The sequence below is a fragment of the Pseudomonas sp. HP_14 genome, from assembly GCF_055283875.1.
Window position 1 is genome coordinate 19,040 of record NZ_JBTOQI010000020.1, and the last position, 12,801, is coordinate 31,840.

Annotated in this window: 12 protein-coding genes; 4 read left to right on the top strand and 8 right to left on the bottom strand. The window is 57.4% G+C overall.

Annotated elements, in window-relative coordinates:
• Positions 1-4: 4 nt before the first annotated feature.
• The 7 genes from ACYASS_RS14175 to ptrR all read right to left on the bottom strand — a co-directional run bounded on the left by ACYASS_RS14175 (position 5) and on the right by ptrR (position 6,990).
• Complete coding sequence (locus ACYASS_RS14175; RefSeq protein WP_463586600.1) at positions 5-811, bottom strand: sugar phosphate isomerase/epimerase family protein; 807 nt, start codon at positions 809-811, stop codon at positions 5-7.
• Positions 796-1,620, bottom strand: coding sequence for a triose-phosphate isomerase family protein (locus ACYASS_RS14180; RefSeq protein ID WP_463586601.1), 825 nt, complete (start codon positions 1,618-1,620; stop codon positions 796-798). Before ACYASS_RS14180 ends, ACYASS_RS14175 begins: the two co-directional genes overlap by 16 nt.
• Entirely contained in the window at positions 1,617-2,087 is a 471-nt protein-coding gene (locus ACYASS_RS14185) for a ribose-5-phosphate isomerase (RefSeq protein ID WP_122666221.1), read from the bottom strand. The genes ACYASS_RS14180 and ACYASS_RS14185 overlap by 4 nt, the downstream gene beginning before the upstream one ends.
• A complete protein-coding gene (locus ACYASS_RS14190) occupies positions 2,080-3,843 on the bottom strand; it encodes a dihydroxyacetone kinase family protein (RefSeq protein ID WP_463586602.1) in 1,764 nt (587 codons plus the stop codon). The genes ACYASS_RS14185 and ACYASS_RS14190 overlap by 8 nt, the downstream gene beginning before the upstream one ends.
• A gap of 3 nt (positions 3,844-3,846) precedes the next feature.
• Positions 3,847-5,205, bottom strand: coding sequence for an MFS transporter (locus ACYASS_RS14195; RefSeq protein ID WP_243248466.1), 1,359 nt, complete (start codon positions 5,203-5,205; stop codon positions 3,847-3,849).
• A gap of 342 nt (positions 5,206-5,547) precedes the next feature.
• The gene (locus ACYASS_RS14200) at positions 5,548-5,889 is read right to left on the bottom strand and encodes a hypothetical protein (protein WP_463586603.1); all 342 of its coding nucleotides are present in this window, start codon (positions 5,887-5,889) and stop codon (positions 5,548-5,550) included.
• Positions 5,890-6,102: 213 nt separating this feature from the next.
• Positions 6,103-6,990: a putrescine utilization regulator PtrR gene (ptrR, locus tag ACYASS_RS14205; RefSeq protein ID WP_463586604.1), complete on the bottom strand. Its 888-nt coding sequence runs from the start codon at positions 6,988-6,990 to the stop codon at positions 6,103-6,105.
• 101 nt (positions 6,991-7,091) lie between these two features.
• On the opposite strand from ptrR, the gene ACYASS_RS14210 reads away from it, so the two are divergent.
• From ACYASS_RS14210 to ACYASS_RS14220, 3 genes are all read left to right on the top strand, one after another.
• Positions 7,092-8,483 (top strand): aldehyde dehydrogenase family protein, encoded by a 1,392-nt coding sequence (locus ACYASS_RS14210; protein ID WP_463586605.1) that lies wholly within the window; start codon positions 7,092-7,094, stop codon positions 8,481-8,483.
• Positions 8,484-8,833: 350 nt separating this feature from the next.
• Positions 8,834-10,393 (top strand): sensor domain-containing diguanylate cyclase, encoded by a 1,560-nt coding sequence (locus ACYASS_RS14215; RefSeq protein ID WP_463586606.1) that lies wholly within the window; start codon positions 8,834-8,836, stop codon positions 10,391-10,393.
• A 222-nt stretch (positions 10,394-10,615) separates the two neighbouring features.
• A complete protein-coding gene (locus tag ACYASS_RS14220) occupies positions 10,616-11,485 on the top strand; it encodes an isocitrate lyase/PEP mutase family protein (protein ID WP_243248471.1) in 870 nt (289 codons plus the stop codon).
• A 30-nt stretch (positions 11,486-11,515) separates the two neighbouring features.
• Here the strand turns inward: ACYASS_RS14220 and ACYASS_RS14225 are convergent, their stop codons facing one another.
• Positions 11,516-12,106 (bottom strand): NAD(P)H-dependent oxidoreductase, encoded by a 591-nt coding sequence (locus ACYASS_RS14225; protein WP_463586607.1) that lies wholly within the window; start codon positions 12,104-12,106, stop codon positions 11,516-11,518.
• A gap of 90 nt (positions 12,107-12,196) precedes the next feature.
• Between ACYASS_RS14225 and ACYASS_RS14230 the strand changes: the two genes are divergently transcribed.
• Positions 12,197-12,799: a TetR/AcrR family transcriptional regulator gene (locus tag ACYASS_RS14230; RefSeq protein ID WP_463586608.1), complete on the top strand. Its 603-nt coding sequence runs from the start codon at positions 12,197-12,199 to the stop codon at positions 12,797-12,799.
• Positions 12,800-12,801: the final 2 nt, after the last annotated feature.

Consider the following 12,801-nt stretch of genomic DNA (forward strand, 5'->3'; position numbering starts at 1 on the left):
GGGGTCACTCCTCGCTTTGCTTAGCATTCAGGTAGTTCAGGTTGTGTCGGGTCCATTGATCTTCGAGTGCGCAGGTTGTCGCGGCATCTGATTGCCATGGCAGCCAATGCTCGATGATCTGGTTGATGTTGTTTTGTTCAGGGTTCACTTTCGCCCGCATGTAGTCGTAATCCAGCAGGCCCTCACCCATCGGGCAGCCCGCAAAGGTGAACCCTACCCAGCCATCGCGACGGGAAAAATTGAAGTCTTTGACGTGCAGGTTCAGCACTCGCGGAGCGGTCATGTCGATGACCTTTTTCGGGTGCTCCAGCGCGGCCACGCAGTTGCCCGGGTCCAGACAAATACCCAGCCAGGGGCTGTCGACGCGCTCGACTGCATCGAGGATCGTCCGCGTCGGTACCTGCTCATAGGTTTCCAGGGCGAGCTTCACGTCCTGCTCGACAAAGCGCGGCATTACAGCTTCCAGCAAACCGAACGCTTCATCCGGGCCCGGCTTATGGCTATTGCTGTTGAACATGCTGCGCAGCACGCGAACATCGAGCACCCGGGCGATTTGCAGATATTTGATCAAGTGCGCGGTTTCCAGCCCGCGAGTGCCCAACTCAAGAACGATCCCAAGCTGATCAGCCTGGGATTTAAGGGCCTGGAGCTGTTCTGTCGAGAACGCTTCAATGCCCCGGTAATCGCAGATCTGGAATACACCGGCGCCCAGTTCAGCGGTGTGATTCAGCATTGCCGACAGGTCCATCGGGCGTGATACGCGCTCGGAACCGCGCCAGAAAAACGAATAAGTACTCAGGCCGATTGCCATTGCTTAGCCTCCTGCGAGATCGTCACGTTGCGTTCGCAAACGCGTACCGCCTCTTCGAGAATCGATTTGAAAGCTGCGGGGTCGTGGGCAAAACGGCCGAGAAAGAGACCGTCGACCTGACCGCCCAACTGGCTGAGCAGCCCCGGCCCGGCACTGCCGCCGTAGATCACCCGCGCGTTGCTCAAGCCCTCACCGGCAAGGCGACTTTTCAGCTGTGCACAGACGCTGCCAATGTAATCCGGCGAAGCAGCCTGACTGGCGCCAATGGCCCATTGCGGCTCGTAGGCGATGATAAGATCGCCCTGCAGGCCTGCATGCCTGGCCGCGATCAACGACGCTTGCAGTTGTTGCATGCAGACCTGCACGGCATGCTCGATACCCCTGTTATCTGCCTCGCCCAGACACAGCACCGGAGTTAGAAAGTTGCGCCAGGCAGCAGCGGTTTTGTCAGCGATGTTCTGATCGGTTTCTGCGAAATAGCGACGTCGTTCGGCGTGACCGATCTCCACCACCTGACAGCCCATTTCCTTGAGCACCGCCGGGCTGACTTCACCGGTGTAGGCGCCCTCGTCTTCCCAGAAAATGTTCTGCGCGCCGACCTGAGCGCCGCCCGCGAAAATTTGCATCGCGGGCGCCAACATTGGGAAGCTCGGGATAATGAATATCTCGACAGCGCCACTGCGCACGTGTGCCTGCTGCTCAATGTGCGCAGCAATGGCCTTACACCAGTCCAGCGTGCGCTGGTAGCCGAAATACATCTTCAGGCTAACGCCAAGCGTCACCACCGGGGCGCTCATCGCGGCATTCATCTGGCGCTCACTCGCTCGTAATCGCTCAAGGTTTTGACCTTCAGAGCCGATGCCGAGGTTTCGTCAAAGTGATAGGTCAACCACTCCTTGAGCAGACGCCGGGCCAGCTCCAGACCAATTACACGCTGACCGAATGTCAGCACTTGAGCGTTGTTGCTGAGGATCGCGCGCTCGACTGAAAAGCTGTCATGTGCGGTGACTGCGCGGATTCCGGGCACTTTATTGGCAGCAATCGCCACGCCCAGCCCGGTGCCACAAATCAACAGCGCCCGATCAGCCAGCCCTGCCGCGACTTTCTCGGCGGCGGCGATAGCCACCAAGGGGTAAGACGTGTGGCTTTGAGCATCAACACCAACGTCCTCGATAAACTCCACCAGCGGATTGGCCAGCAAATCGCGTTTGAGGGCTTCCTTGTATTCGTAACCGGCATCATCGCAACCGATAACGATGCGTATTTTGTCACTCATGGATTGTCTCCTCGGAACGGCTCGACGCGCGAAGGCCAGCCAGCAGCACCGGCTCGATCGCATTGATAATCAGGGAAAGGGAAACCGCACCGGCATCTGGAGTACCGAGGCTTTTCTCAGCCAAAGGCCGTGCACGACCGATGCGTGGCCGCAGTTCGGCCGTGGCGGCGGCGGCCTCTTCAGCGACCCGTGCAGCGACGCTCCACGCTTCGCCCAGCTCAAGACCGCGCTGCGCTGCTTCGCACAGCGCCAGGCTGAATGGCACCAATACGTCCACCATGGTTTTATCGCCAGGCTGGGCCTTGCCGAAATGCATAATGCCCTCGCTGGCCTTGCGTATTCCTTCGGCCACCAGATCTGCGTCCGGATCAAGCCGGTCACCGAGCGTGGTGCCCAACGCCGTCAAGGCAACGCCCCACAGAGCACCGGAGGTGCCACCGGCTTGATCGGCCCAAGCGTCTGCCGCACAGCGCAGCAACGTGCCTGCGCCACCGTCGAGGGCCAGGATTTCCCGCGCCTTGGCGACCGCAGCCACGACCCCGCGCTGCATGCCAATCCCGTGGTCACCGTCACCGGCAACGGCGTCGATGCGACCGAGTTCGTCTGCGTGTTCCAGCACAGTGGCTTCGGCCCTTTCCAGCGCCTGCAACACGCACTTTGCAGAGCGACGGGATTTCATGCTGGCGGGCGGGATGACCTGTTGCTCAACCAGTTGCAGGTCCAGAACATCCGACTGTTTAGCCAATAACACCGAGCCTTTCCGGTAGGCAGGCGTCGACACCGGCGCACGCCAGAAAAGCTCCAGCTCTTCATCCAGCCAGCACAGGGTCAAGGACACCCCGGCCATGTCGAAACTGGTCACCAGCTCGCCGACCTCAGGCTCAACCACTGTCAAACCTGCGCTGCTTAGTAACTGCGCAACGCGCCGGTAAACCACGAACAGCTCTTCATACTTCACGCTGCCCAGCCCGTTGAGAATCACCGCAACGCGCTGACCTTGCGCCTCGTCGATGCCATCCGGCAGTTCGTCGAGCAACGCGGCAACCAGTAATTGAGCCAGTTCGTCAGCCGTCGGCACCGGCCCTTCATCGATACCAGGCTCGCCGTGAATGCCCATGCCCAGCGCCATTTTGCCGTGAGGCACGTTGAACAGAGGCTGATCGGCGCCCGGTAGCGTGCAGCCGGAAAAAGCCACGCCCAGTGAACGGGTACGCTGGTTGGCGTGCCGCGCTACACGCACAACTTCGTCGAATTCATAACCAGCTTCAGCAGCGGCGGAAGCGGCCTTGAATACCACCAGATCACCAGCAATACCGCGGCGCTTATGCAGCTCTGCGACAGATGCACTGGAGATGTCGTCGGTGACGGCAATCACCTCGCAAGGGATGCCTTCCGCGTTGAGACGATCTCTGGCCAAACCGAAATGCAGCACGTCTCCGGCATAGTTGCCGTAGCCGAGCAACACCCCGCCACCTTTGTGCGCAATGCGCGACACGTTGTAGATCTGCTGTGCCGAGGGCGAAGCAAACAGGTTGCCCATGACCGCCGCATGGGCGAGCCCCTGCCCCACCAGCCCGGCAAACGCCGGGTAGTGCCCGGAACCGCCGCCAATCACCACCGCGACCGAACCTGCCGGGGTATCGGTGCTGCGCACTACCCCACCGGCTACCTGACGAACCTTGTCGCCGTGTACCGCAACAAAGCCCTCCACTAACTCCCCGGCAAAAGCTGATGGCTGATTGAATAAACGCGTCATTTATTATTCTCCCTGTGTGACAGGTTGAGGCCCCGCCATAGTCGCGGCCGGAGCGACTCTTCGTTGGCTACCGAGCGCGACCATGAGAATCGCCGACATCAGCATCAACCCACCGACGACAAACATCGGCACGGTATAGCCGCCGGTGCTTTCCTTGAGCATCCCGGTGACAAAACCTGCGGAGAAGCCTGCAACGTTGCCGACGGTGTTGATCAGCGCCACTGCTGCGGCAGCCGAAGCGCCGGTCAGAAACTGAGTCGGCAAAGTCCAGAAGTTAGGCAGCGCGGCGAAGATCGAGCAGGCGGTGATGGTTACCACTGCAACCGTCGTGGCGGGCGACCCCATGGCAAGTGCCAGAGGGATGCTGACTGCGCCGGTCAGCGCCGGCAGTGCAACGTGCCAGGTACGGCAGCCACGTTTGGTCGCGTCACGTGACCAGAAATACAAAGCCACGGCGGCAGGCAGATAAGGTATTGCGGTGATCAACCCCTTCTCGAAGACCGTGAAGGTGGTGCCGAACTGCGCCTGGAACCCGCCGATAATCGTCGGCAGGAAGAACGACAACGCGTACAGGCCATAGATGAAACCAAAGTAGATCAGGCACAGCACCCAGACGCGGCCGTTCAACATTGCGCGGCCTACGCTCAAGTGGCCCTGGCTGGATTGGGTCTGCTGCTGTTCACGCTCAAGCTCACCTTCCAGCCAGGCCTTTTCTTCGCTGTTCAGCCATTTGGCATCGGAAGGTTTGTCCACCAGGTAGTACCAGGCGATGAAGCCGACCAGAATCGCTGGCAACGACACCCCGAGGAACATCACCCGCCAGCCCGCCAGACCGAACAGCCCGTCATGCCCGATGAACCAGGCCGCCAGCGGCGCGCCAATCACCACGGTGAGCGGCTGCGCCAGATAAAACAGCGAGAGAATTTTGCTGCGGTAGCGCGACGGCACCCACAGGCTCAGATAAAGAATCGCCCCAGGGAAGAAGCCTGCTTCGGCCACACCCAGCAGCAGACGCAAACCGTACAGCCCTTCGATGCTGCTGACCCAAGTGAAAAGCAGCGACACAATGCCCCAGGAGACCATGATCCGGGCCAACCATTTGCGGGCACCGAAGCGATGCAGCGCCAGGTTGCTGGGCACTTCAAGAAGGATGTAGCCAATGAAAAAGATCCCGGAAGCGAGGCCGAATTGCGCGATGGTCAAGCCCAAGTCCTGGGTCATGCCATTGGGGCCTGCAAAAGAGATTGCCGTGCGGTCCAGGAAGTTGATGAAAAACATCAACCCCACGAACGGAACCAGCCGGAGTGAGATCTTGCGGATGGCCGATTTCTCGACGCTATGGGATGCGGAGACAGTTGACATGTCGTTTCTCCGACTCATCTACGGCGAGCGTTTGCACGCTTGCTGATGTGATGAGGTGATTTCTTATTTTGATCGCTGTAAGGCAGCGATTTCACCTAAGCCAGGCCGCTTGGCGAAGCGACTGACCTGGCTAAAGGTTTAGCATGCACATTTTCATTTGTATACTGTGATGATGGTATGATCTCTATACCTCGACCACAAAACGCCTTCTCCTGGCTTCGAAACCATTGAGCTTGAGCGGCCGCGACTAAATCGAACCGCTTGTCAAAAAATGCAAAGGCGTGAGGAGCAATCAGCAGGCAGGAGCGTACGTCTGTGTAGCGGGCAACAAAGAGTCAACCGTTACAGGCACTCCTGTGCCGCCTGCTCGAAACTGGAAGGCGTGAAACTTGAGGCCAGCGGTCGACGCTCGTACAGGAACACCTTTCCTCCCGTCGGGGCTTTGTAAGCCTCGATCACGTTGTCTGCTGCAATAGCACTGGAGACCACAACTCGATAGTGGCGCTGGCTTTGTGACAACGTCGGCGTGAACTTGCGTTCCTGCAACTTGGGCACAAGGCAGTCGGTGTATTGCTCGGGTGACTTGGCCGTTTGCAATACACGGGTCGGCTGATTGGGCGCAGAGGCACAGCCAGTCAGAAGAGAAACGGCAAGTGCGGAAGTACAAAAGAGAGAGAGACGCATTAACGAAATCCTGAATACAAATCTGCCAAAGGGCAGGGTTTCCAATGCCGGGTATTTTCCGGATTTATTCAGGAAACAGAAGTTTTAAGTTGTGATGTTGAATATTGTTTAGAACGATAGTTTGAAACAGCCCTGTAAAAGCCAACTTATTGGCGAGACGCAATATCTGAATGCGCCTGCTTGATGTTTCGCCAACAAGTTGGCTCCGACAGGTCATGGATTTAATGACTCTTTTTGAACCACGCCCCGCTCCTCCAGCATCCGCACGAACATGGTCAGGCTGCGCGAAACGGTGCCTTTGCGCCATACCAGCCAGGTGCGTAAAAACCGGAACGCTTCTGCCATCGGCCAGACGCTGACCGTGGTGCAGCCCGGCATGCTCTGCAACATGCTGCGCGGCATCAGCGCCAGGCCAGCACCGGCGCTGACGCAGGCAAGCATCCCGTGATACGACTCCATTTCGAATATCTTGCCGGGCACCGCTGCGTCGGCGGCGAACCACTGCTCGAAGTGATGGCGGTAAGAGCAGTTGGAACGAAAGGCGTAAATATTTTCGCCGCTGACGTCCAGCGCTCTACTGATCGGTGCATGGTTGAGTGGCGCAATCAGCACCATCTCCTCCTCGAACGCGGGTACTCCCTCAAGTGCCGGGTGCAAAACCGGGCCATCGACAAAGGCCGCCACCAGCCTGCCCGCCAGTACGGCATCGATCATGGTGCCAGACGGGCCAGTGGACAGATCGAGTTCAACCTTCGAGTAATGCTGGTTATAAGCGGCCAGCAATTCGGGAATCCGCACCGCCGCCGTGCTCTCAAGTGAGCCAAGAGCAAATGACCCCTGAGGCTCTTCACCGGCAACCGTGGCACGAGCCTCCCCCACAAGGTCGAGAATACGCCGCGCGTAATCGAGAAAGCTCCAGCCTGCTGGCGAAAGACGCAAGCGGCTTTTTTCCCGGATAAACAGATCCACGCCCAGATCCTGCTCAAGCTGTTTGATCCGGGTGGTCAGGTTGGAAGGCACGCGATGGATGTGTTGCGCCGCAGCGCTGATGCTGCCCTGTTCGGCAACGGCCTTGAACATTTCCAGCTGGACCAGATCCACACCATTCTCCTTTTGTGAAAGATACGCTCAGTATTATTCAGTTTTCATAAAAACAATAGCGCCGTAACCTGAACGCATTCCCCACCCAGCAGGACGGTGCAATGACTACTATCTCCAGCGTTACCCATGCCATCTCGATCAACCCCGCCAACGGCGAGCAGATCGGCCATTATCCTTTTGAATCTGACGCGGCCCTCGATAGCGCCTTGTCCCGGGCTTCCAGCAGTTATGCCACATGGCGCAAAACAGCCGTGACAGATCGTGCTCAGTTGATGGTTGCCCTGGCCACAGCGTTACGCGACAACGCCGCCAACATGGCAAACATGATCACCCAGGAAATGGGCAAACCGATTACCCAGGCCCGAGGCGAAATTGAAAAATGCGCACAACTGTGTGAGTGGTACGCAGAACACGGCCCGGCCATGCTCAGCGCCGAACCGACTCTGGTTGAGGGCGGCAAGGCTCAAATCGAATACCGCCCGCTCGGCCCGATCCTCGCGGTGATGCCGTGGAACTTCCCTGTCTGGCAAGTGCTGCGTGGCGCGGTGCCAGTGCTGCTTGCCGGTAATACCTATGTCTTGAAGCATGCGCCCAATGTCATGGGCAGCGCATACCTGCTGCAGGACGCGTTCAAGCGTGCAGGATTTGCAGACGGTATTTTTGAAGTCATCAACGTGACGCCAGAGGGTGTTTCCAAAGCGATTGCCGACCCGCGAATTGCAGCTGTCACCCTGACTGGCAGCGTCCGTGCCGGTATGGCGATCGGGGCTCAGGCCGGGGCTGCGCTGAAAAAATGCGTGCTGGAACTGGGCGGCTCCGACCCGTTCATTGTGCTCAATGATGCGGATCTGGACGAAGCGGTTAACGCCGCCGTTGTCGGACGTTTCCAGAACAGCGGGCAGGTTTGCGCAGCCGCCAAACGCCTGATTATCGAGGAAGGTGTGGTGGAGGAATTCACCCGCAAATTCGTCGAGGCAACACGCCGGCTTTCAGTGGGGGATCCACTGCTGGCAGACACCTACGTCGGCCCGATGGCCCGTTTCGACTTGCGTGACGAACTGGACGGTCAGGTGCAGGCCACTCTCGGTGAGGGCGCAACGTTGTTACTCGGTGGCAGAAAAACAGAAGGCTCTGGCAATTTCTACGAGCCGACGGTTTTCGCCAATGTTACCGACCAGATGACCTCTTTCAAGGAAGAGTTGTTCGGCCCGGTCGCGTCAATCATCACCGCACGGGACGCTGCCCATGCGCTATCACTGGCCAATGACAGCGAGTTCGGCCTTACCGCGACTGTTTACACTCGCAATGTTGATCAGGCTCGCAAAATGGCTGATGAACTGGAAACCGGAGGCGTATTCATCAATGGTTACAGCGGCAGCGACCCACGGGTAGCCTTTGGTGGTGTGAAGAAAAGCGGTTTTGGCCGTGAGCTTTCACACTTTGGCCTGCGCGAATTCTGCAACGCACAGACCGTGTGGCTGGATCGTCGCTAAGCGTCTGACGATTCTTTCTACCCCGAGCAGCGCCTATCAGGTTTGCAATGACCTGAACCCATGAACTGCCCCCCGAAGTCTGGACCAGGTGTCCAGATTCTGGGGGGCAGTTCAGTTGCACCTTCCCCTCGCTCAAATCTGTTTGAGGCATTACTGGTAAACCGTGAAAGGCGGTTGCATGATGCGCGGGCCAAAACACCCGGTCTACGGACATTCGTTCAGCCCCCTTCCGATGATCAAGGAGGTTAAACGCAAAATGCACCATCCGCAGGCCGCCTTGTCCTAATCGAACAACGTTCATTTCAGGTCAGCCACGCCGTTGAATGCCTGCAGGTTTGAAGGAGATGTTAATGCCCGGACGCAACTCGCCAGAGCACGAGTCAGCAAGCCCTGTCGAAATTTATGCGGCGAAAGCAATGCGAACCGGAGCGACTTTTCGGCTTACGGTCATCTTCATGCTGGTTGTGATCCTCGCCTTTCTGAGCGTCGAGGGTTGGCGTACATGGCGAGATTATCGTTCCGCCTTCTCATCCGCTCAGGACTCAGTCACAAATCTGGCCCGCGCAACCGCACAGCACGCTGAAGACGCCATACGGCAAGTCGACGTACTGACGGCGGCCCTCAGCGAACGAGTGGAAGGTGACGGTTTAGAGCATCTCGACGTCCCGCGCATCCACAAGCTGCTGGTCCAGCAATCCAGAATCATGCCGCAACTGCATGGCCTTTTTATCTACGGCCCCGATGGACAATGGGTAGTGACAGACAAAGAGGTCACGCCTGAAACCGCCAATAATGCTGACCGGGATTATTTTCAATATCACCGCACTCACAATGATCGCAGCGTTCGTATCAGCGCCGTCGTGCGAAGTAAATCAACCAACGACCTGATCATCCCTATCTCTCGTCGTTTGAATAACAGTGACGGCTCATTTGCCGGGGTGCTGCTGGGGACAGTCAAAGTCAGTTATTTCGTCGACTATTACGGCGACTTCAAAATTGATGACAAGGGGGCACTGGTTCTCGCCATGCGCAACGGGACCATCCTGGTCAGGCGTCCTTTTGTTGCATCCGTGGTCGGGCAAAGTCTGGCGAACAGCGAGATTTTCAAATCCTACCTGCCCAACTCCAATGAAGGCATCGCAGCCGTAAAAGCCGTGGTGGACGATACCGAACGCCTCTATGGCTACAGAGCGCTGAGTACTTATCCGTTAGTGGTGGAGGCAGGCCTTTCGCGAGAGTCGATTGTTGCGCCCTGGCGGCTTGATCTGCTGAAAAGTGGATTGATTCTGCTGTCGCTAATTATCGTGCTCTCGATCTTTGCGCTCATTGTCTTGATCCAGTTGCGTCAGAGAATGGCCATGGAACGGGAGATCCGGGATGCTCACCAGACCATGCGGGATATGGCGCTGACCGACAGCATGACCGGGCTCGGGAATCGCAGGCGACTGGACAGTGCATTACTGGATGAGATTCGTCTGGCCAAACGGCAGAACACGTCTCTGGCGCTGATCATGCTCGATGTCGATTACTTTAAACGCTACAACGATCAGTACGGACATGCCGCTGGCGATGATTGCCTGACCGCTGTAGGTGGCGCTATCCAGCAAGCCGTTCAGAGGCCAGGGGACCTTGCCGTGAGGTACGGCGGCGAAGAGTTCACCGTGTTGCTGCCCAACACCGACAAAGCAGGCGCCATACGGGTTTCGGAGGCAATTCTGGAATCGATCAGGGCGTTGAATATCGAACATGTCGCACACCCTTTGGGCAAGGTGACGGCCAGCGCGGGCGTAACGGCCAGTCAACCAGGCCGAGAAGAGGTGACGCCCGCCAATTTGCTGAAGTCAGCGGACGGCTGTCTTTATCTGGCGAAACAACAGGGCCGCAACTGCTGGTGCTCCACTGCAGGCTGATCAAGCACATTGGAGGGCGCGCGCCGTAATATTTGTCTTGATGTCTGGATCAAGACAGGCGGAGGATGTGAAGAAAGGCTTCTACCTGAGGGTAGAAGCCTTGCCAGGCTTACATCATGCATTTGGCGCATAGGGCATTCTCAAACGTCATAACCCTATATTTTCCTGCATGGTAGTCTCGCGCCACTACGAATATGAAGAAGCCTAGAATCAGGAAACATCATGCCCAGAATGTCCCACTTGGCGCTGCGCCAAAATTTTCGAGCGCTGCTCGCCTCACAAACCTGCTTCGAAACCGCTTCAGTCTTTGATCCGATGTCTGCACGCATTGCCGGAGACCTGGGTTTTGAAGTCGGGATACTGGGAGGTTCCGTAGCCTCGCTGCAGGTATTGGCAGCCCCGGACTTCGCGCTTATTACGTTGACTGAGTTCGCTGAACAAGCCACCCGAATTGGCCGTGTTGCGCAGCTTCCCTTTATTGCCGATGCCGACCACGGCTACGGCAACGCCCTGAACGTGATGCGCACCGTTGAAGAGCTTGAGCGTGCGGGCGTGGCGGCTCTGACCATTGAAGACACGCTTCTGCCCGCGCAGTTCGGTCGTAAATCGACAGACCTGATTACCATCGAAGAAGGTATCGGCAAGGTCAAAGCGGCACTGGAAGCACGCATTGATCCCGAACTGTCGATCATCGCCAGAACGAATGCCGGTGTCCTGCCGGTCAAAGACATCATTGAGCGCACCCTGGCTTATGAAAAAGCTGGCGCCGACGGGATATGCATCGTCGGTATCAATGATTTCGAACACCTGGAACAGATCTCGGAACACCTCTCCGTGCCGCTGATGCTGGTGACCTACGGCAATCCGAAGCTCAATGACATGCAACGTCTGGCCAGTCTGGGCGTCCGCATAATCGTCAAGGGCCATGCGGCTTACTTCGCAGCAATCAAAGCGACTTACGATTCACTGCGCGCCCAGCGCCAGGTGACTCACAGCACCTCGAACCTGAGCGCTACCGAGTTGACCCACACCTATACCCTGCCCGAGAACTATGTGGCCTGGGCTAAAGAGTTCATGGACGTCAAAGAGTAATCCAGACCTGGAACTGACCAGGAAGACCCCTCACCCTGAGAAAATAGCGCTGCCTTTCTCGTAGGCAGCGTTCAGGTGAACGGCCGGATCCTGGGTTTCGGAGTCCAGCATTAGCCCGGAGGTCACGACCTTCGCCCCGCAATAATCAAAGATACCGTGATCGATTTGCACTCTCATGGCCGAGGCATAGCCATGACGCTCATAGGTGCCAGCATCAGCGCCCCCTACTCCCACCAGATGCACCCTGAGCCCCTCCAGCTTCTTGATCAACTTTGCATCTGAGCTGAAGTCAAACGCCCAGCCGTTGGAAAAGACCCGGTCTATCCAGCCTTTGAGCAGCGCAGGCATGGACCACCAGTAAACCGGGTAAACGAGGATCAAAGCGTCTGCCGCGTCGATCCGTGCCTGCTCGGCAATGACATCTGCGGGCGCAGGCCCTTCCCTCCGATGGACGGCACCGTCAGCAGCGGTGAAGCGAGGGTCGAATCCCGAGGCCGACAGATCAACTACTTCAGCAGTGTTTTGCGAATCCGCGTCGGTGATGCCCTGCGCAATATGCCTGGCGATGCTATGAGTCAGAGAGCTCGTATCAGGGTGGCTGACGACAATGAGTGCGTGCATGCGGAAGCTCCAATGCAGATGATTGCTGATGAGTGCTGATAGCTATATACTTTTCGTACATTAACTCTAAGTTACCTTTGGTATATAAGCATGTCAAGCCAACCTTCAGCCTCGAAACCGCGCCAAAGGATGTCTCGGGAAGGTCGCTTGAGCCAGTTACTGGAAGTCGCGTGGCAGATCGTTCGGGAAGAAGGCACTGAAAGCCTGACACTTGGCCACCTCGCCCAAACAGCCGGTGTCACCAAGCCCGTTGTCTATGATCATTTCCCGACTCGCCCACTGCTGCTTGCACGGCTTTATCAGGATTTCGATACGCGCCAGACCGCCCTGTTTGATGAAGCCCTGCGCAACGGCGGCGCGACCGTGCAAGCCCGCGCCAGAGTGATTGCCGACTGTTATGTCGACTGTGTGCTGCTACAAGGTCGCGAGATTCCCGGGGTGATTGCAGCGCTGAGCAGCTCCCCCGAGCTTGAGAAAATCAAGCGTGATTACGAACAGATTTTTATGGATAAGTGTCGTGCGGCCTTGGCCAACGACAGCGAGAACAGTCAGATTACGAATGCTCAAATGCGCGCCATGCTCGGCGCTGCCGACGCGCTGTCGAATGCCGCCGCCATGGACGAGATTTCTGCGGAAGAGGCTAAGTCAGAACTTTTCGAGATCATTCTGGCCATGACTAAAAGAGTTCATTAAGT

Excerpts from the sequence above, each read along its gene's own strand:
- ACYASS_RS14175 (WP_463586600.1), bottom strand. The coding sequence starts at position 811 with ATGGCAATCGGCCTGAGTACTTATTCGTTTTTCTGGCGCGGTTCCGAG.
- ACYASS_RS14180 (WP_463586601.1), bottom strand. The coding sequence starts at position 1,620 with ATGAATGCCGCGATGAGCGCCCCGGTGGTGACGCTTGGCGTTAGCCTG.
- ACYASS_RS14185 (WP_122666221.1), bottom strand. The coding sequence starts at position 2,087 with ATGAGTGACAAAATACGCATCGTTATCGGTTGCGATGATGCCGGTTAC.
- ACYASS_RS14190 (WP_463586602.1), bottom strand. The coding sequence starts at position 3,843 with ATGACGCGTTTATTCAATCAGCCATCAGCTTTTGCCGGGGAGTTAGTG.
- ACYASS_RS14195 (WP_243248466.1), bottom strand. The coding sequence starts at position 5,205 with ATGTCAACTGTCTCCGCATCCCATAGCGTCGAGAAATCGGCCATCCGC.
- ACYASS_RS14200 (WP_463586603.1), bottom strand. The coding sequence starts at position 5,889 with ATGCGTCTCTCTCTCTTTTGTACTTCCGCACTTGCCGTTTCTCTTCTG.
- ACYASS_RS14210 (WP_463586605.1), top strand. The coding sequence starts at position 7,092 with ATGACTACTATCTCCAGCGTTACCCATGCCATCTCGATCAACCCCGCC.
- ACYASS_RS14215 (WP_463586606.1), top strand. The coding sequence starts at position 8,834 with ATGCCCGGACGCAACTCGCCAGAGCACGAGTCAGCAAGCCCTGTCGAA.
- ACYASS_RS14220 (WP_243248471.1), top strand. The coding sequence starts at position 10,616 with ATGCCCAGAATGTCCCACTTGGCGCTGCGCCAAAATTTTCGAGCGCTG.
- ACYASS_RS14225 (WP_463586607.1), bottom strand. The coding sequence starts at position 12,106 with ATGCACGCACTCATTGTCGTCAGCCACCCTGATACGAGCTCTCTGACT.
- ACYASS_RS14230 (WP_463586608.1), top strand. The coding sequence starts at position 12,197 with ATGTCAAGCCAACCTTCAGCCTCGAAACCGCGCCAAAGGATGTCTCGG.